General features: G+C 59.1%; 16 protein-coding genes. 15 read left to right on the plus strand and 1 reads right to left on the minus strand.

What is annotated here, in order from left to right; genetic code table 11:
* Positions 1-2: 2 nt before the first annotated feature.
* The 15 genes from bamA to ispD all read left to right on the plus strand — a co-directional run bounded on the left by bamA (position 3) and on the right by ispD (position 18594).
* Positions 3-2351 carry an outer membrane protein assembly factor BamA gene (bamA, locus tag CFE47_RS12345; RefSeq protein WP_286837372.1) on the plus strand — a complete coding sequence of 783 codons (2349 nt, stop codon included), beginning with the start codon at positions 3-5 and terminating at the stop codon, positions 2349-2351.
* Positions 2352-2396: 45 nt separating this feature from the next.
* Positions 2397-2900 (plus strand): OmpH/Skp family outer membrane protein, encoded by a 504-nt coding sequence (locus tag CFE47_RS12350; RefSeq protein WP_105696264.1) that lies wholly within the window; start codon positions 2397-2399, stop codon positions 2898-2900.
* 3 nt (positions 2901-2903) lie between these two features.
* The gene (lpxD, locus tag CFE47_RS12355) at positions 2904-3959 is read left to right on the plus strand and encodes a UDP-3-O-(3-hydroxymyristoyl)glucosamine N-acyltransferase (RefSeq protein ID WP_185707388.1); all 1056 of its coding nucleotides are present in this window, start codon (positions 2904-2906) and stop codon (positions 3957-3959) included.
* A gap of 111 nt (positions 3960-4070) precedes the next feature.
* Positions 4071-4511 carry a 3-hydroxyacyl-ACP dehydratase FabZ gene (gene fabZ, locus CFE47_RS12360; RefSeq protein WP_003172281.1) on the plus strand — a complete coding sequence of 147 codons (441 nt, stop codon included), beginning with the start codon at positions 4071-4073 and terminating at the stop codon, positions 4509-4511.
* Complete coding sequence (lpxA, locus tag CFE47_RS12365; RefSeq protein ID WP_185707386.1) at positions 4508-5284, plus strand: acyl-ACP--UDP-N-acetylglucosamine O-acyltransferase; 777 nt, start codon at positions 4508-4510, stop codon at positions 5282-5284. Before fabZ ends, lpxA begins: the two co-directional genes overlap by 4 nt.
* 2 nt (positions 5285-5286) lie before the next feature.
* Positions 5287-6426: a lipid-A-disaccharide synthase gene (gene lpxB, locus CFE47_RS12370; RefSeq protein WP_286837378.1), complete on the plus strand. Its 1140-nt coding sequence runs from the start codon at positions 5287-5289 to the stop codon at positions 6424-6426.
* Positions 6423-7055 carry a ribonuclease HII gene (gene rnhB / locus CFE47_RS12375; RefSeq protein ID WP_286837380.1) on the plus strand — a complete coding sequence of 211 codons (633 nt, stop codon included), beginning with the start codon at positions 6423-6425 and terminating at the stop codon, positions 7053-7055. The genes lpxB and rnhB overlap by 4 nt, the downstream gene beginning before the upstream one ends.
* 73 nt (positions 7056-7128) lie before the next feature.
* A complete protein-coding gene (gene dnaE / locus CFE47_RS12380; RefSeq protein WP_286837382.1) occupies positions 7129-10650 on the plus strand; it encodes a DNA polymerase III subunit alpha in 3522 nt (1173 codons plus the stop codon).
* A 150-nt stretch (positions 10651-10800) separates the two neighbouring features.
* Positions 10801-11748: an acetyl-CoA carboxylase carboxyltransferase subunit alpha gene (locus CFE47_RS12385; protein ID WP_003172288.1), complete on the plus strand. Its 948-nt coding sequence runs from the start codon at positions 10801-10803 to the stop codon at positions 11746-11748.
* Positions 11749-11926: 178 nt separating this feature from the next.
* On the plus strand, positions 11927-13237 hold the full coding sequence (tilS, locus tag CFE47_RS12390) for a tRNA lysidine(34) synthetase TilS (protein ID WP_286837384.1): 1311 nt from the start codon (positions 11927-11929) through the stop codon (positions 13235-13237).
* A 273-nt stretch (positions 13238-13510) separates the two neighbouring features.
* Entirely contained in the window at positions 13511-15142 is a 1632-nt protein-coding gene (gene pyrG / locus CFE47_RS12395; RefSeq protein ID WP_185707376.1) for a CTP synthase, read from the plus strand.
* 5 nt (positions 15143-15147) lie between these two features.
* Complete coding sequence (kdsA, locus tag CFE47_RS12400) at positions 15148-15993, plus strand: 3-deoxy-8-phosphooctulonate synthase (RefSeq protein WP_010212442.1); 846 nt, start codon at positions 15148-15150, stop codon at positions 15991-15993.
* 157 nt (positions 15994-16150) lie between these two features.
* On the plus strand, positions 16151-17440 hold the full coding sequence (eno, locus tag CFE47_RS12405) for a phosphopyruvate hydratase (protein WP_105696254.1): 1290 nt from the start codon (positions 16151-16153) through the stop codon (positions 17438-17440).
* Positions 17441-17611: 171 nt separating this feature from the next.
* The gene (gene ftsB, locus CFE47_RS12410) at positions 17612-17890 is read left to right on the plus strand and encodes a cell division protein FtsB (protein ID WP_049709653.1); all 279 of its coding nucleotides are present in this window, start codon (positions 17612-17614) and stop codon (positions 17888-17890) included.
* The gene (gene ispD / locus CFE47_RS12415; protein WP_286837389.1) at positions 17887-18594 is read left to right on the plus strand and encodes a 2-C-methyl-D-erythritol 4-phosphate cytidylyltransferase; all 708 of its coding nucleotides are present in this window, start codon (positions 17887-17889) and stop codon (positions 18592-18594) included. The genes ftsB and ispD overlap by 4 nt, the downstream gene beginning before the upstream one ends.
* Positions 18595-18705: 111 nt before the next feature.
* Here ispD and CFE47_RS12420 read toward each other — a convergent pair whose 3' ends face one another.
* Positions 18706-19602, minus strand: a complete 897-nt coding sequence (locus tag CFE47_RS12420; protein ID WP_286837391.1) for a LysR substrate-binding domain-containing protein — start codon at positions 19600-19602, stop codon at positions 18706-18708.
* Positions 19603-19703: the final 101 nt, after the last annotated feature.

Here is a 19703-nt window from a genome sequence, read left to right on the forward strand (position 1 = left end):
TGATGATCGCCGAAGTTCACGCCGAGTCCTTCACCATCTCCGATATTCGCGTCAACGGCCTCCAGCGGGTTTCCGCGGGTAGCGTCTTTGGTGCATTACCGTTGAACGTCGGTGAACAGGCTGATGACCGTCGCCTGGTGGAATCCACTCGTGCGCTGTTCAAAACCGGTTTCTTTCAAGACATCCAACTGGGTCGCGAAGGCAACGTCCTGGTCATCACCGTCGTCGAGCGACCTTCCGTCGCGAGTATCGAGATCGAAGGCAACAAGGCGATCTCTACTGAAGACTTGATGAAAGGTCTGAAGCAATCCGGCCTGGCCGAGGGCGAGATCTTCCAGCGCGCCACCCTTGAGGGTGTGCGTAACGAGCTACAACGCCAGTACGTTGCCCAGGGTCGCTACTCCGCGACCGTGGAAACGGAAGTGGTTCCGCAGCCTCGTAACCGTGTTGGCCTGAAGGTCAACATCAACGAAGGCACCGTGGCGGCGATCCAGCACATCAACGTGGTGGGTAACACCAAGTTCGCTGATGACGACCTGATCGACCTGTTCGAACTCAAGACCACCAACTGGTTGTCGTTCTTCAAGAACGATGACAAGTACGCCCGCGAAAAACTGTCTGGTGACCTGGAGCGTCTGCGTTCCTACTACCTCGACCGTGGCTATATCAACATGGATATCGCTTCGACCCAGGTGTCCATCACTCCGGATAAGAAGCACGTCTACATCACCGTCAACGTCAACGAAGGCGAGAAGTACAAGGTTCGTGACGTCAAGCTGAGCGGCGACCTGAAAGTACCTGAAGACCAGGTCAAGGCCCTGCTGCTGGTGCAGAAAGACCAGGTGTTCTCGCGCAAGCTGATGACCACCACCTCCGAACTGATCACCCGTCGCCTGGGTAACGAAGGCTATACCTTCGCCAACGTCAACGGCGTGCCGACCCCGCATGATGATGACCACACTGTGGACATCACCTTCGTCGTCGATCCAGGCAAGCGTGCCTATGTGAACCGTATCAATTTCCGTGGAAACACCAAGTCTGCGGACGAAGTGCTGCGTCGTGAAATGCGTCAGATGGAAGGTGGCTGGGCGTCGACCTACCTGATCGACCAGTCCAAGACCCGTCTTGAACGCCTGGGCTTCTTCAAGGAAGTCAACGTTGAAACTCCAGCCGTACCCGGCGTGGATGACCAGGTTGACGTGAACTACGCCGTAGAAGAGCAAGCGTCGGGTTCCATCACCGCCAGCGTCGGCTTCGCACAGAGTGCTGGTCTGATCCTCGGTGGTTCCATTACCCAGAACAACTTCCTGGGTACCGGTAACAAGGTGTCCATCGGCCTGACCCGAAGCGAATACCAGAGCCGCTATAACTTCGGTTATGTCGACCCCTACTGGACTGCTGACGGTGTGAGCCTGGGCTACAACGCCTTCTACCGCACCACCGACTACAAAGACCTCGACGTTGACGTTGCAAGCTATGCGATCGACAGCCTGGGTGCTGGCGTGAACATTGGCTACCCGATCAGTGAGACCTCGCGTCTGACCTTCGGCCTGACCGCGCAACAGGATGAGATCAAGACCGGTGTGTACACCGTGGATGAAATCTTCAACTTCGTGCGTACCGAAGGCGACAAATTCCTGAACTTCAAGGCGTCGGCCGGCTGGTCCGAGTCGACCCTGAACAAAGGTGTACTGGCAACCCGTGGTCACTCCCAGAGCTTGACCCTGGAAGCCACCACGCCGGGCAGCGACCTGTCGTTCTTCAAGCTTGATTACCGTGGCCAGCTGTTCCAGCCGTTGAGCGACAACTACACCATGCGCCTGCACACTGAGCTGGGCTATGGCGATGGTTATGGTTCCACCAATGGTCTACCGTTCTACGAGAACTACTATGCGGGTGGCTTCAACTCCGTACGTGGTTTCAAAGACAGCACCTTGGGCCCACGTGGTACCCCAAGCCGTGGTGTTGGTGTAACCGGTAACCAGGGCACCGTGGCTGACTCGGACAATGACCCGCTGCCGTTCGGTGGTAACGTACTGATCCAGGGTGGTGCGGAGATTCTGTTCCCGCTGCCATTCGTCAAGGACCAGCGTTCGCTGCGTACGTCGGTATTCTGGGACGTGGGTAACGTGTTCGACTCCAAGTGCGAGCAGATCAGAAACCCGAGTGGTGTGAAGTCTGAAACCCAATGCAACGACGTGAGCCTGAGCAACCTGGCAAGCTCCGTGGGTGTGGGTGTGACATGGGTGACTGCGCTTGGCCCATTGAGCTTTGCTCTGGCCATGCCGATCAAGAAGCCTGATAACGCTGAAACCCAGATTTTCCAATTCTCCCTCGGCCAGACGTTCTAAGCGTCTGACCCAAGATAACGACAACGGATTCTGTAGGAGTGCATCGTGCGTAAGTTGACTCAATTGGTACTGCTGGCAACCGTGTTGGTAGCAAGCCCGGCCTTCGCCGAAATGAAAATCGCCGTCCTGAACTATCAGATGGCGCTGTTGGAATCCGATGCGGCCAAGAAGTACGCCGTGGATGCCGAGAAAAAATTCGGTCCTCAACTGACCAAGCTGAAAACTTTGGAAAGCAGCGCCAAGGGTATCCAGGATCGCCTGGTTGCCGGCGGTGACAAGATGCAGCAAGGCGAGCGCGAGCGCCTGGAGCTTGAATTCAAGCAAAAGGCTCGTGACTACCAGTTCCAGTCCAAGGAGCTGAACGAAGCCAAGGCTGTTGCTGACCGCGAAATGCTGAAACAGCTGAAGCCAAAACTCGACAGCGCTGTGGAAGAAGTCATCAAGAAAGGTGCCTTTGACCTGGTGTTCGAGCGTGGCGCTGTGATCGACGTCAAGCCTCAATACGACATCACCCGTCAGGTGATCGAGCGCATGAACCAGCTGAAGTAAGCCATGACCGCGACTATCAAACTCGGCGAGTTGGCCGAGTTCCTGGGAGCCACTTTGCGTGGCTCCCCGGAGAAAGAAATCACTGGGCTAGCCACCTTGCAGGAGGCTGGCCCAGCTCAGTTGAGCTTCCTCGCAAACCCCCAATACCGTAAATACCTCGTCGACAGTCAAGCCGCCGCCGTGTTGCTGAAAGCTGCTGATGCCGAAGGGTTTACCGGGGATGCGCTTGTGGTGGCCGATCCGTACCTGGCGTATGCGCAGGTGTCGCACCTGTTCGATCCAAAACCCAAGGCAGCCGTCGGTATTCATCCGTCGGCGGTGATCGCCGATGATGCCCAGGTCGACCCTGCGGCTAGCATTGGCGCCTTCGCGGTGATCGAAAGTGGCGCACGTGTCGCGGCTGGCGTGACGGTTGGCGCCCATTGTTTTATCGGCGCGCGCTGCGAAATCGGCGCTGGCGGCTGGCTGGCACCCCGCGTGACCCTGTACCACGATGTGCGTATCGGTGAGCGTGTGGTAATTCAGTCCGGTGCGGTCATCGGCGGTGAAGGCTTCGGCTTTGCCAATTCCAAGGGTATCTGGAACAAGATTGCCCAGGTCGGCGGCGTATTGATCGGCGACGACGTGGAAATTGGCGTGAACACCGCGGTCGATCGTGGGGCCCTGGCCGATACCGTGATCGGTAATGGCGTGAAGCTCGACAACCAGATCCAGATTGCCCACAACGTGCAGATTGGCGATCACACCGCCATGGCCGCCTGTGTGGGCATCTCCGGCAGCACCAAGATCGGCAAGCATTGCATGCTCGCTGGTGGTGTTGGGCTGGTGGGGCATATCGACATTTGCGACAACGTCTTCATCACCGGCATGACCATGGTGACCCACTCGATTACCGAGCCAGGGGCCTATTCGTCCGGTACCGCCATGCAGCCTGCGGCTGAGTGGCGCAAGAGTGCAGCACGTTTGAGGCAGCTCGACGACATGGCTCGACGTCTCAAACAGCTGGAAAAGCGTGTTGGGGACGTGACCCCTGGCGGTAATGCTTCATCAGAAGGCTGATACCATTTCCATATCAAGTGTGCACAGCCGCTAGACTGCCTCCTTGATTTGCTAGCGGGGCGTGCGTTTAGTTCGCCCGCCCCCAATCTTTATTACAGGCTTCCCCCCGAAATGATGGACATCAACGAGATTCGCGAATACCTGCCTCACCGTTACCCGTTCCTGCTCGTGGATCGTGTAGTGGACCTCAATGTTGAGGAAAAGCGCATTCGTGCCTACAAGAATGTCAGCATCAACGAACCGTTCTTCAACGGTCACTTTCCCGCGCATCCAATCATGCCGGGCGTGTTGATCATCGAAGCGATGGCCCAGGCTGCCGGTATCCTTGGTTTCAAAATGCTCGACCTCAAGCCTGCCGACGGCACGCTTTACTATTTCGTGGGCTCCGACAAGTTGCGTTTCCGCAACCCGGTCACCCCGGGTGACCAGTTGATCCTGGAAGCCAAGTTCATCAGCTGCAAACGCCAGATCTGGAAGTTTGAGTGCCAGGCTTCGGTGGACGGCAAGCCGGTGTGCTCTGCCGAGATCATCTGTGCGGAACGCAAACTATGAGTTTGATTGACCCTCGCGCAATCATCGATCCGTCGGCCGTTCTGGCCGCCGACGTTGAGGTCGGCCCTTGGTCGATCATCGGCGCAGGTGTTGAAATCGGCGAGGGGACTGTCATCGGGCCGCATGTGATCCTCAAAGGTCCGACCCGCATTGGCAAACACAATCGTATCTACCAGTTCTCCTCGGTAGGCGAAGACACCCCGGACATGAAGTACAAGGGTGAAGAAACACGCCTGGTAATCGGTGATCACAACATCATTCGAGAAGGCGTGACCATTCACCGTGGAACTGTGCAAGACCGTGCAGAAACCACCCTGGGTGACCACAACCTAGTGATGGCCTATGCCCACATCGGCCATGACAGCGTAATCGGCAACCACTGCATCTTGGTCAACAACACTGCGCTGGCTGGCCATGTGCACGTTGATGACTGGGCGATCCTGTCCGGTTTCACCCTGGTGCATCAGTATTGCCATATCGGCGCCCACAGCTTTTCCGGCATGGGTACCGCCATCGGCAAGGATGTTCCTGCGTATGTCACCGTGTTCGGCAACCCGGCCGAAGCCCGCAGCATGAACTTCGAGGGCATGCGCCGTCGTGGGTTCAGCGAAGAGGCGATCCATGCCCTGCGTCGTGCCTACAAGGTGGTTTACCGCCAGGGGCTGACGGTGGAGCAGGCGTTGACCCAACTGGCCGAGCCGGCAGCGTTGTTCCCGGAAGTCGCGGTGTTCCGTGACTCTATCCAGGCGTCGACTCGCGGCATCACCCGCTAATCATGGCCAATCTGCGTATCGCGCTGGTGGCCGGAGAAGCTTCCGGCGATATTCTGGGCGCAGGTCTCATGCGGGCCCTCAAGGCCCAGCATCCGGCGGTGGAGTTCATTGGCGTCGGCGGTCCGTTGATGCAGGCCGAAGGGCTCACGTCCTACTTCCCCATGGAGCGCTTGTCGGTCATGGGGTTGGTGGAAGTGCTGGGTCGCCTTCGTGAACTGCTGGCTCGCCGCAAGCTGCTGATCCAGACCCTGATCGAAGAAAAGCCTGACGTCTTCATCGGAATCGACGCGCCGGACTTCACCCTCAATATCGAACTCAAATTGCGTCAGGCCGGTATCAAGACCGTGCACTACGTCAGCCCGTCCGTGTGGGCGTGGCGGCAGAAGCGCGTGTTGAAGATTCGTGAAGGCTGCGATTTGATGCTGACCTTGTTGCCGTTTGAGGCGAAGTTCTACGAAGAGAAGGGCGTGCCGGTGCGGTTTGTCGGGCATACCTTGGCCGATACGATCCCCCTGCAGGCTGATCGAGCAACTGCCCGTGCCGAATTGGGCTTGGCTGAGGGGCCGCTGGTTGCGCTGATGCCGGGCAGTCGGGGCGGCGAAGTCGGTCGTCTGGGCGCGTTGTTTTTTGATGCGGCTGAACGCTTGATGGCCCTGAAGCCCGGTGTGCGCTTCGTACTGCCGTGTGCCAGCCCGCAACGTCGCGCGCAGATCGAAACGTTGCTGGAAGGCCGCAGCCTGCCGTTGACCCTGTTGGATGGCCAATCGCACCTGGCCTTAGCCGCCTGTGATGCGGTGCTGATTGCCTCGGGCACCGCGACCCTGGAGGCCTTGTTGTACAAGCGCCCGATGGTCGTGGCCTACCGCTTGGCACCGCTGACCTTCTGGATTCTCAAACGCATGGTCAAGAGCCCCTACATCTCCTTGCCCAATTTGCTGGCTCAACGCCTGTTGGTGCCGGAGTTGTTACAGGACGACGCAACGCCTGAGGCCTTGGCGCAAACCGTACTTCCCCTGATCGATGGTGGCGAAGAGCAGACCCGTGGTTTTGACGCTATCCATCGCATTTTGCGTCGGGATGCGTCCAACCAGGCGGCGGATGCCGTGTTGACCTTGATCGGCCAAAAACAGGATTCCCTATGACGACGCAAATGGGCCTGGATTTCAGCCTGGTCGCACAAGCCCACGAACTGGTGGCCGGTGTTGATGAGGTAGGGCGCGGCCCGCTGTGCGGCGCTGTTGTCACAGCGGCGGTGATTCTTGACCCGAACCGCCCGATCCTCGGCCTCAACGACTCGAAAAAACTCACCGAAGCCCGCCGCGAAAAGCTCTTCGACGAGATCTGCGAAAAAGCGCTGAGCTGGCACATCGCTCGGGCCGAGGTCGAAGAGATCGACGAACTGAACATCCTTCACGCAACCATGCTCGCTATGCAGCGTGCGGTAGAAGGCCTGCACATCACGCCAAAAATGGCGATGATCGATGGCAACCGTTGCCCGAAACTGACAATGCCGTCTGAAGCCGTGGTCAAGGGTGATAGCAAGGTGCCGGCGATTGCCGCCGCATCGATCCTGGCCAAAGTCAGCCGCGACCGTGAAATGGCTGCGTTCGAATTGATCTACCCCGGCTACGGCATTGGTGGCCACAAGGGCTACCCGACGCCCGTTCATCTGGAAGCCTTGGCTCGGCTGGGCCCGACGCCGATCCACCGCCGCTCATTCGCCCCGGTTCGCCTGGCTTACGAAGCGCGGGAGAGTCTCGAGGCGGTATAGTCGCGAGGCTGATGTTTTACTCAAGGCCCGGTACAATCCGGGCCTTGTTGTTTTCCACGTATAAGAGATCACTATGCCGGCTTCATTCGTCCATCTACGCCTGCACACTGAATACTCCCTGGTCGATGGCCTGGTACGGATCAAACCGCTGGTCAAAACCCTGGTGGGCATGAACATGCCTGCGGTAGCGGTAACCGATCAGAACAACATGTGTTCCTTGGTCAAGTTCTACAAGAACGCCATGGGGGCCGGCATCAAGCCGATCTGTGGCGCCGACTTGTGGCTGTCCAACAAAGACCCCGACAGCCCCCTGAGCCGCATCAGCCTGTTGGCGATGAACGGCGTCGGCTATCGCAACCTGACCGAACTGATTTCCCGCGGCTTTATCGACGGCCAACGCAATGGCTCGATCATCATCGAGCGTGAATGGGTTGCCGAGGCGAGTGAAGGTCTGATCATGCTGTCGGCCGCCAAAGAAGGCGAGATCGGCATTGCGCTGCTGGGCGGTAACCCCCATGAAGCGGAAGTGCTCGCCAGCGAGTGGATGCAGGTCTTCCCCGACCGTTTCTACCTGGAAGTCCAGCGCACCAACCGCCCCAACGATGAAGAGCACCTGCACGCCGCCGTCGCCCTGGCCGACAAGCTGGGCGCGCCGTTGGTGGCGACCAACGATGTGCGCTTCATCAAGAAAGAAGATTTCGAGGCGCACGAGACCCGCGTGTGCATCGGCGAAGGCCGGGCCCTGGATGACCCGCGTCGTTCGAAGAACTACAGTGAAGAGCAATACCTCAAAAGCGCCGATGAGATGGCCGAGCTGTTCAGCGACCTGCCCGAGGCCCTGGAAAACTCCGTCGAAATCGCCAAGCGCTGCAATATCGAAGTGAAATTGGGCAAACACTTCCTGCCCAACTTCCCAATTCCCGATGGCATGACCATCGACGAGTATTTCCGCAAGGTGTCGTTCGACGGCCTGGAAGAGCGCCTCACCGTTCTGCTGCCCAAGGACACCACTGAAGACTACGATGCCAAGCGTCAGGTGTACGTCGATCGGCTAAATTTCGAGCTGGATATCATCATTCAGATGGGGTTTCCCGGTTACTTCCTGATCGTAATGGACTTTATCCAGTGGGCCAAAAGCAACGGTGTGCCGGTGGGTCCTGGCCGGGGGTCGGGTGCTGGCTCACTCGTGGCCTACGTACAGAAGATTACCGACCTCGATCCGCTGGAATATGACCTGCTGTTCGAACGGTTCCTGAACCCGGAACGGGTTTCCATGCCCGACTTCGACGTCGACTTCTGCATGGATGGCCGCGACCGCGTGATCGAATACGTGGCCGAAAAATACGGCCGCAACGCGGTAAGTCAGATCATCACCTTCGGCTCCATGGCCGCGAAGGCGGTAATCCGCGACGTTGCCCGAGTGCAGGGCAAGTCCTACGGCCTGGCCGATCGCCTGTCGAAGATGATTCCGTTCGAAGTCGGCATGACCCTGGAAAAGGCCTACGAGCAGGAAGAAATCCTGCGCGACTTCATCAAGATCGATGAAGAGGCCGCCGAAATCTGGGACATGGCCCGCAAGCTTGAAGGCGTGGTGCGTAACGTCGGTAAACACGCCGGTGGTGTGGTTATCGCACCGACCAAGCTCACCGACTTCTCGCCAATCTATTGCGACGAAGCAGGCGATGGCCTGGTAACCCAGTTCGACAAGGACGACGTGGAGGCCGCCGGTCTGGTGAAGTTCGACTTCCTCGGCCTGCGGACCCTGACGATCATCGACTGGGCACTCAAGACCATCAACCGTGAACGTGCCAAGGTCGACGAAGAGCCGCTGGATATCGCGTTTATCCCGCTGGATGACAAGCCGACTTATCAGTTGCTGCAAAAAGCCGAAACCACGGCGGTGTTCCAGCTAGAGTCGCGCGGCATGAAGGAGCTGATCAAAAAGCTCAAGCCCGACTGCCTGGAAGACTTGATCGCACTGGTGGCCCTGTTCCGTCCGGGCCCGCTGCAATCGGGCATGGTGGATGACTTCATCAACCGTAAGCACGGCCGCGCCGAGTTGGCGTATCCGCACTCCGACTATCAATACGAAGGCCTCAAGCCGGTATTGGCGCCCACCTACGGCATCATCCTGTATCAAGAACAGGTGATGCAGATCGCCCAGGTGATGGCCGGTTACACCCTCGGCGGCGCGGACATGCTGCGTCGCGCCATGGGTAAGAAAAAACCCGAGGAGATGGCCAAGCAGCGGGGCGGTTTCATCGAAGGTTGCGCCACCAACAACATCGATGCGGACCTTGCCGGTAACATTTTCGACCTGGTGGAGAAATTCGCCGGTTACGGCTTCAACAAATCCCACTCCGCTGCGTACGGCCTGGTGTCGTACCAGACCGCCTGGCTGAAAGCCCACTACCCGGCGCCGTTCATGGCGGCGGTACTCTCGGCGGATATGCACAACACCGACAAGGTCGTGACCTTGATCGAGGAAGTGCGCACCATGAAGCTGCGCCTCGACGCGCCGGATGTGAACGCCTCGGAGTTCAAGTTCACGGTGAACGACGAAGGCCGCATCATCTATGGTCTGGGCGCGATCAAGGGGGTCGGCGAAAGCCCCGTGGAGGCTATTGTCGAAGCGCGTCAGGACGGGCCGTTCAAGGATCTGTTTGACTTCTGCGCGCGGGTTGACCTTAAGCGCATCAACAAGCGGACCCTCGATGGCCTGATTCGCAGCGGCGCACTCGACCGTCTCGGCCCGTATTTCCACGATGAGCCGAAAGCCTATCAGGCCAATATCGACCGTAACCGCGCGGTGTTGCTCACCGCCATGGAAGAGGCGATCAAGGCTGCCGAGCAGACCGCTCGCACCCACGACAGTGGCCACGCCGACTTGTTTGGCGGGTTATTCGTCGAAGAAGACTCGGACGTGTACGGCAACCATCGCAAGGCCAAGGAACTCACGCTCAAGGAACGACTCAAGGGTGAAAAAGATACCTTGGGGCTGTACCTCACCGGCCACCCGATCGACGAATATGAAGGCGAAATCCGCCGGTTTGCTCGTCAGCGCATCATTGACCTGAAACCGGCTCGCGACACCCAGACCGTGGCGGGCATGATCATCGCCCTGCGGGTGATGAAAAATAAGAAGGGTGACAAGATGGGCTTTGTCACGCTCGACGACCGTTCGGGGCGCATTGAAGCATCGCTGTTTGCCGACGCGTTCCACTCGGCGCAGTCGTTGTTGCAGACCGACGCCATGGTGGTGGTGGAAGGGGAGGTCAGCAACGATGATTTCTCCGGCGGCCTACGCTTGCGGATCAAACGGGTGATGAGCATGGAAGATGCGCGCACCAATTTGGCAGAAAGCCTGCGCTTGAAGGTGAAAACCGAAGCGCTCAAGGGCGATCAGCTACGCTGGTTGGGCGACCTGCTAAAGCGTCACCGAGGCGCGTGCCCAGTGACCATGGAGTACACCGGTAGCGACGCCAAGGCCATGTTGCAGTTTGGCGAGACCTGGCGAATTGATCCCGCCGATGGCTTGATTCAAGCTTTGCGTGACCAGTTCGGGCGAGACAACGTCTTCCTCCAATACCGTTGATGCACTTGTAAAAAGCCGGGTGACAGCAAATCGCCTGATATCGACAAAACATTTAATCTCGACCTAAACGCGCCTCTCCCTTAAGGTAGGGCGCGAATAGACAACCGGCTGGCCAGGCACTCCTTGGCCGTCGACCCAAGACGGACGCTTATGAACCCGAATTTTCTTGATTTCGAACAGCCGATCGCTGACCTGCAAGCCAAGATTGAAGAACTGCGCCTGGTCGGCAATGACAATTCGCTGAATATCGGCGATGAGATCGCTCGCCTGCAGGACAAGAGCAGCACCCTGACCGAAGACATCTTCGGCAAGCTGACCAGCTGGCAGATCGCGCGCCTGGCCCGCCACCCGCGCCGCCCGTACACCCTGGACTACATCCAGCACATTTTCACCGAGTTCGACGAGCTGCATGGCGACCGCCACTTCTCCGACGACGCGGCTATCGTGGGCGGTATCGCTCGCTTGGACGACCAGCCAGTGATGGTGATCGGTCACCAGAAAGGCCGTGAAGTGCGCGAGAAAGTCCGTCGCAACTTCGGCATGCCACGCCCGGAAGGCTACCGCAAGGCCTGCCGCCTGATGGAAATGGCCGAACGCTTCAAGATGCCGATCCTGACCTTCATCGACACCCCGGGTGCCTACCCAGGTATCGACGCTGAAGAACGCAACCAGAGCGAAGCGATTGCCTGGAACCTGCGCGTCATGTCCCGCCTGAAAACCCCGATCATCGCCACCGTAATCGGTGAAGGTGGTTCCGGCGGCGCACTGGCCATTGGCGTCTGCGACCAACTGAACATGCTGCAATACTCGACCTACGCGGTGATTTCGCCGGAAGGTTGCGCCTCGATCCTGTGGAAAACCGCAGAAAAGGCACCGGACGCTGCCGAAGCCATGGGCATCACGGCCGATCGCCTCAAAGGCCTGGGTATCGTGGACAAAGTGATCGCCGAGCCACTGGGCGGCGCCCACCGTGACCCGGCTGCTGCTGCCGCGACCATTCGCGCTGAGCTGGGCTCGCAACTGGCGATGCTCAAGAAGCTGGATAACGAAGCGCTGTTGGCGCGCCGTTATGAGCGCCTGATGAGCTACGGTCTCTGATCAGACACTGATCTGGCAGACAATGCAGTACTAGTGTGGGAGCGGGCTTGCTCGCGAAAGCGGTGTTTCAGTCAACTTATTCAGTGACTGACACCACGCTTTCGCGAGCAGGCCCGCTCCCACATTTGCTTTGTGTATGCTGGGCCGACGTATTCCAGATTTGCAGCGGTAACCTGTGATGAAGCCAACTCTGCCCGCTAAACTCCTGCAAGCCTTGGTTACTTGGCGCAACGCTTCGGCTTGGCATATCGCATTCTCCGGCGGTCTTGATTCCACGGTCCTGCTGCACCTCCTGGCCAACGCCAAAGACCTTCCGCCCCTCAGCGCCATTCATATTCACCATGGCTTGCAAGCTGCCGCAGACGCATGGCCGGCGCACTGCCAGTCGGTGTGTGATGCCCTGGGCGTACCTCTGCGCATCATGCGCGTCCACGTCCAGCCAGGTGCCAGCCTTGAACGTGCCGCCCGTGATGCGCGTTACCAGGCGTTTGCTGAAGTGACCGGGGCAGGGGAGGTCTTGCTGACCGGCCAGCACCGTGACGACCAAGCCGAAACGCTGCTGTTTCGCCTGCTTCGCGGGGCCGGGGTGCGCGGTCTGGCGGCAATGCCTGCCCATCGCCCCTTGGCGGGTGGTCATCTGGTGCGGCCGTTGCTGGACGTCTCGCGGATCGAGTTGGAGGCCTACGCTCACGAGCACCGACTCCAGTGGATCGAAGATCCCTCCAACGCCGACCCACGTTTCTCCCGCAACTACCTGCGCCATCGGGTATTCCCAACGCTCATCGAGCGCTGGCCCCAAGCCCTAACAAGCCTGGCGCGCACCGCCGAGCACCTGAGTGAAGCCCAGGCATTGCTCGATGAGCTGGCAGGGATGGATCTGCAAGGTGCCGATCAACCTTCGCCGTTTCCCTGGCTACCGTTGCCGTCCTTGGTACTTGCACCACTGCGCGAACTTTCCGACGCTCGCCAGCGCAATGCCCTGCGTCACTGGCTGACGCCGCTCACTCGACTGCCCGACAGCGACCACTGGGCCAGTTGGTATTCCTTGCGGGATGCCAAGGGCGACGCGCAACCGTTATGGCGCCTGGCCGACGGGGAACTACACCGTTGCGCCGAGCGCATCTGGTGGGTGCCCGCTGCTTGGTCGGAATTTTCTGACGCAACGGTGAGCTGGCCCACTCTGAAAAAACCACTAGAGTTACCCGGCAATGGACGGCTCGAATTCGTAGGGGAGGCCCCCGAAGGTTCTTTCGAGGTTCGCTATCGTCAGGGCGGTGAAATTATCGAAGTGCCCGGTCGAGGGCGGCGGGACTTAAAGCGTCTGCTTAATGAATGTGGGGTGCCAGGCTTCGTACGTGGCAGATTGCCGCTGCTGTATCGGGACGAGCAATTGCTGGCTGTCCCAACCCTTGCAGGGCTATGGCCCAACCCGACAGGTGATGGGCAATTACATTGGATGCCACAGACCTGCGATCAAGGTTTGAGCTGATAGAGCCTTTCCGGTAGACTACGCTCCCTTCTTGATACAACTTCTGTGGATTCTCCTGAATCGCAGCAGTTGCCGATTACCAAGCAGTCTTTGCTGGGCGATTCCAAAAAATGTGTAGCGATCAACGTACCGGTGTTTCATTGCTGGTCTGTCACCACGCGGCGGTTTTTTTGAAAGGTGCACTGTGATTAATGCAGGTGATCGGGGGCTTCGGCCTTCCTTCGCTTTCCCCGGCGGCTCGGACCGCTTTAACGCAGACTTCTAGGGTTTTTCATGACGCGCTACATATTCGTCACGGGCGGTGTTGTTTCTTCATTGGGGAAAGGCATCGCATCGGCTTCATTGGCGGCCATCCTGGAGGCGCGGGGACTTAAGGTCACCATGCTCAAGCTGGACCCGTACATCAACGTTGACCCGGGCACCATGAGCCCGTTCCAGCACGGTGAAGTGTTCGTCACCCACGACGGCGCCGAAACCGACCTGGACCTGGGCCACTACGAGCGGTTCATCCGCACGACCATGACCCAGAACAACAACTTCACCACCGGCCGTGTCTACGAGCACGTGCTGCGCAAGGAACGCCGTGGTGACTACCTGGGTGCAACCATCCAGGTGATCCCGCACATCACCGACGAAATCAAGCGCCGCATCATCAAGGGTGCAGGCGATGCCGACGTGGCAATGGTCGAGATCGGTGGCACCGTGGGTGACATCGAGTCCCAACCGTTCCTCGAAGCCATCCGCCAGTTGCGCTTCGAAGTCGGCGCCAAGCGCGCGATGCTGATGCACCTGACCTTGGTGCCGTACATCGCGACCGCCGGCGAAACCAAAACCAAGCCAACCCAGCACTCGGTCAAGGAACTGCGTTCCATCGGCCTGCAGCCGGACGTGCTGGTGTGCCGCTCTGATCACCCGATCGACATTTCCTCGCGTCGCAAGATCGCGCAATTCACCAACGTTGAAGAACGTGCCGTGATCGCGCTGGAAGACGCCGACACCATCTACAAGATCCCGGGCATCCTGCATTCGCAAGGTCTGGACGATTTTGTGGTCGAGCGTTTCGGCCTGCAGTGCGGCGGCGCGGACCTGTCCGAGTGGGACGCGGTAGTCGACGCCAAGCTCAACCCTGAGCATGAAGTCACCATCGCGATGGTCGGCAAGTACATGGAACTGCTGGACGCGTACAAGTCGCTGATCGAAGCGATGAGCCACGCCGGTATCAGCAACCGTACCAAGGTCAACCTGCGCTACATCGACTCCGAAGACATCGAGAATCAAGGCACTGCCTTGCTCGAAGGTGTGGACGCTATCCTCGTGCCTGGCGGTTTCGGCCTGCGTGGCGTGGAAGGCAAGATCACTGCTGTGCAGTACGCTCGTGAGAACAAGGTGCCTTACCTGGGTATCTGCCTGGGCATGCAAGTGGCCGTTATCGAGTTCGCCCGTAACGTGCTGGGCTGGAAAGACGCCAACTCCACCGAGTTCGACAGCAAGAGCGGCCACCCGGTCGTGGGCCTGATCACCGAGTGGGAAGATGCCACCGGCGCCGTCGAGACCCGTACCGAAGCTTCCGACCTGGGTGGCACCATGCGCCTTGGCGCGCAAGACTGCCTGTTGGAGCCGGGCTCGCTGGTTCACGACTGCTACGGCAAGGACGTGATCGTCGAGCGTCACCGTCATCGCTACGAAGTGAACAACAACCTGCTGCCGCAAATCAAAGAGGCCGGCTTGAAAATCTCCGGTCGCTCCGGTGATGGCGCGCTGGTTGAAGTGGTCGAAGCCCCGGATCATCCATGGTTCGTCGCTTGCCAGTTCCACCCGGAGTTCACCTCGACGCCGCGCGACGGTCACCCGTTGTTCAGCGGTTTCGTCAAGGCAGCACTGACGCAACACCAGAAGAAGGCGTAACCCTGATGGCCCAGAAGATCATTCGCGTCGGCGACATCGAGATTGCCAACGACAAGCCCATGGTGCTGTTCGGCGGCATGAACGTGCTGGAAAGCCGCGACATGGCGATGCAGGTCTGTGAAGAGTACGTAAAGGTCACCGAGAAACTCGGTATCCCCTACGTGTTCAAGGCCAGCTTCGACAAGGCTAACCGTTCGTCCGTGACCTCCTATCGCGGCCCGGGCCTTGAAGAAGGCATGCGGATCTTCCAGGACATCAAGCAAGCCTTCGGCGTGCCGATCATCACCGACGTCCACGAGCCTGAACAGGCTGCCGTGGTCGCCGAGGTGTGCGACATCATCCAGTTGCCGGCCTTCCTGTCGCGCCAGACCGACCTGGTCGTCGCGATGGCCAAGACCGGCGCTGTGATCAATATCAAGAAAGCCCAGTTCCTCGCGCCCCAGGAGATGAAACACATCCTGAACAAGTGCGTGGAAGCGGGTAACGACCAGTTGATCCTCTGCGAGCGCGGTTCGAGCTTCGGCTACAACAACCTCGTGGTGGACATGCTCGGTTTCGGCATCATGAAGCAGTTCGAATACCCGGTGTTCTTCGACGTGACCCACGCGCTGCAAATGCCCGGTGGTCGCGCCGATTCCGCAGGTGGGCGTCGTGCCCAGGTGCTGGACCTGGCCAAGGCGGGCATCAGCCAGTCCCTGGCGGGCCTGTTCCTGGAAGCCCACCCGGACCCGGACAACGCCAAATGCGACGGCCCATGCGCCCTGCGCCTGGACAAGCTGGAGCCGTTCCTGGCCCAGCTCAAGCAATTGGACGAACTGGTCAAGAGTTTTCCGACGGTAGAGACCGCGTAAGCAACGTTTCTCCGGTAAAGTATCCCACGCTAAATGCTCAGGCCCCCGGGCCTGAGCCTTGTCGCCTGCAAGCCTGCCCCGTTGTTCCACCCTTGCGGTCGGTCAAAAGTTTTCCTTCAGCTGCGTCGTTTTCGTCAACTTTGGAGTGTTTACAACAATGGCAAAAATCGTCGACATCAAAGGTCGTGAAGTTCTCGACTCCCGTGGCAACCCCACCGTCGAAGCCGACGTGCTTCTCGATAACGGCATCATCGGCAGCGCCTGCGCGCCGTCCGGTGCGTCTACCGGTTCGCGCGAAGCGCTGGAACTGCGTGATGGCGACAAGAGCCGTTACCTGGGTAAAGGCGTGCTCAAGGCTGTAGCCAACATCAACGGCCCGATCCGCGACCTGCTGCTGGGCAAAGACCCTGTTGACCAGAAAGCCCTTGACCTTGCGATGATCAAGCTCGACGGCACCGAAAACAAAGGCAGCCTGGGCGCCAACGCCATCCTCGCGGTATCCCTGGCTGCGGCCAAGGCTGCTGCCCAGGACCAGGACCTGCCGCTGTACGCCCACATCGCCAACCTGAACGGTACACCGGGTGTTTACTCGATGCCGGTTCCGATGATGAACATCATCAACGGTGGCGAGCATGCCGATAACAACGTTGATATCCAGGAATTCATGGTTCAGCCGGTTGGCGCCAAGTCCTTCTCCGAAGGCCTGCGCATGGGCACCGAGATTTTCCATCACCTGAAAGCTGTGCTGAAGGCCCGTGGCCTGAGCACTGCTGTCGGTGACGAAGGTGGTTTCGCACCGAACCTGGCATCCAACGAAGATGCACTGAAAGTGATCTCCGAAGCTGTGGCCAACGCTGGCTACAAGCTGGGCACCGACGTGACCCTGGCCCTGGACTGCGCGGCCAGCGAGTTCTACGAGGACGGTAAATACAACCTGTCCGGCGAAGGCCAGGTGTTCAACTCCGAAGGTTTCGCGGAATACCTGAAAGGTTTGACCCAGCGCTACCCGATCATCTCGATCGAAGACGGCCTGGACGAATCCGATTGGGACGGCTGGAAAATCCTCACCGACAAAATCGGCGAGAAGATCCAACTGGTGGGCGACGACCTGTTCGTGACCAACACCAAGATCCTGAAAGAAGGCATCGACAAGTCGATCGCCAACTCGATCCTGATCAAGTTCAACCAGATCGGCACCCTGACCGAAACCCTGGAAGCTATCCAGATGGCCAAGGCTGCGGGCTACACCGCCGTGATCTCCCACCGCTCCGGCGAAACCGAAGATTCGACCATTGCCGACCTGGCTGTGGGCACGTCGGCGGGCCAAATCAAGACCGGTTCCCTGTGCCGTTCCGACCGCGTTTCCAAGTACAACCAATTGCTGCGTATCGAAGAGCAACTGGCGGGCAAGGCCAAGTACAACGGTCGTGGTGAGTTTCGCGGCTGATCGGCAAATGGTAAAAAGTCGGCGGATTGCGTCGGAAAACTCACGACAGAGTGAATTTCGACGCTAATCTGATGGCTAACAAGCACAAGCCTGGTTTTTCCAGGCTTCGTGCTATCAGTTGCTTCAAAAGTTTTGCATGGCTGTCTTTTTTCACTGGATACCTGATATTCGATGCGCAGTCCCAATTGGTTGTTCCTCGTCTTGCTCTTGTTGCTGGCTGGCCTGCAGTACCGCCTATGGGTGGGGAATGGCAGCTTTGCGCAGGTAAAAGACCTGACCGAGCAAATTGCTGCACAGCACGCCGAAAATGAAGTTCTGCTGGAGCGCAACCGCGTCCTCGATGCCGAGGTGCTTGAGCTGAAAAAAGGTACGGAGACCGTCGAAGAGCGGGCTCGCCATGAGTTGGGCATGGTCAAGGAGGGCGAAACCCTCTACCAGTTGGCCCAATGAGTCACGATTTGCCGGCCTTCTGGGCCGTGATTCCTGCCGCGGGCGTCGGTGCCCGTATGGCTGCGGACCGCCCCAAGCAGTACCTGCAACTGGGCGGGCGCACAATTCTCGAACACAGCCTTGGCTGTTTTCTCGACCATCCTTCCCTTAAGGGCTTGGTGGTCAGTCTTGCTTCTGATGATCCTTACTGGCCCGCTCTGGCCTGCGCTGGCGACCCACGTATTCAGCGTGCGGACGGTGGCTCGGAGCGTTCGGGCTCGGTGCTCAATGCGCTGCTGCAACTCAATGCCCTGGGCGCCAGTGATGATGACTGGGTATTGGTGCACGATGCGGCGCGGCCGAACTTGAGCCGTGACGATCTCGACAAATTGTTGATGGAACTGGCGGACGATCCGGTGGGTGGCTTGCTTGCCGTGCCGGCTCGCGACACCCTCAAGCGCGTCGACAAGCGCGGGCGGGTAGTGGAAACCGTTGATCGCAGTTTGATCTGGCAAGCCTATACGCCGCAGATGTTCCGTCTGGGCGCGTTGCACCGCGCGTTGGCCGATAGCCTGGTGGCGGATGCGTTGATTACCGACGAGGCCTCGGCTATGGAGTGGTCTGGCCAGGCGCCGCGCTTGATCGAAGGGCGTTCGGACAATATCAAGGTGACCCGGCCGGAGGATTTGGAGTGGTTGCGGTTGCGGTGGGCTAACCGGCGCTAGTCAATTGCACCGAGTCGACTGCATCGCAGGCAAGCCAGCTCCCACAGAGGAATGCATTCCCAATGTGGGAGCTGGCTTGCCTGCGATGAGGCCCGATCAGATATCCCATGATTAACTGCTGTACTCTGGCCTCCCAGCCAACCCCTCTTTCAAGAAATCCACCAACTTGCGCACCTTCGGCGATAAATGTCGCTGCTGCGGATACAGCGCCCACACCGCCGTATTCGGCGGCTGATGCGCCTCCAGCAACGACACCAGCGCGCCACTGTGCAGGTGCTCCAGCACGTAATAGTCCGGCAACTGGCACAAGCCCACCCCCTGCAACGCTGCATCCAGCACTGCCTGCCCACTGTTGCAGCGCCAGTTTCCCTGTACCCGCTGCGAAAATTCGCGCCCGTCCTGGGCCAATTGCCAAATGTCAGAGCCCCCGATCAGGCAGTTATGCCGGCTCAATTCTGACAGGCTATGGGGCCGGCCATACCGCGCCAGGTATGACGGCGAGGCGCACAGGTACATGCGCCGGGGCGCCAGTCGGCTGGCGACCATGCGCGAATCCTGTAGGCGTCCAAGGCGAATGGCCAGGTCGAGACCTTCGTGCACCAGGTCCAGTTGGCGGTTGCTCAGTTCGATATCCACCCGCAGCTGCGGGTACAACCCCATGAAGCGTGTTACCAAGGGCACAATAAACCGCTCGCCGTAGGCCACGGCGCAGGTCATGCGCAACATGCCCTTGGGCTCGCTGGTGAGATCACCGACTGCGCGCAACGCTTCTTCGCGACCGTCCTGCAAACGCTGGCAGTGTTGCAAAAAGGTTTGCCCGGCCTCGGTCAGCGTGACTTTGCGCGTGCTGCGGTACAGCAACCGCGTCTGCAGGCGCTCTTCCAGGCGCGCTACTTGCCGGCTGATATGGGATGACGACACGCCCAGGCGCTCCGCCGCCGCCGTGAATTGGCTGCATTCGGCAACCGCGACGAACTCGTCGATGCCTTCCCAGCGGTTTTCCAGCATGGCGATTATCCCTGTACAGCAATAAAGTTTTGCTTTCGTCTGAATTATTAATCAACGAGCCGTGATTTACACTCACCTCCTCAGTTTTTAACCCCTTGGAG

It is taken from the genome of Pseudomonas sp. PGPPP1 (assembly GCF_002255865.1).
Taxonomy (GTDB): domain Bacteria; phylum Pseudomonadota; class Gammaproteobacteria; order Pseudomonadales; family Pseudomonadaceae; genus Aquipseudomonas; species Aquipseudomonas cremoris.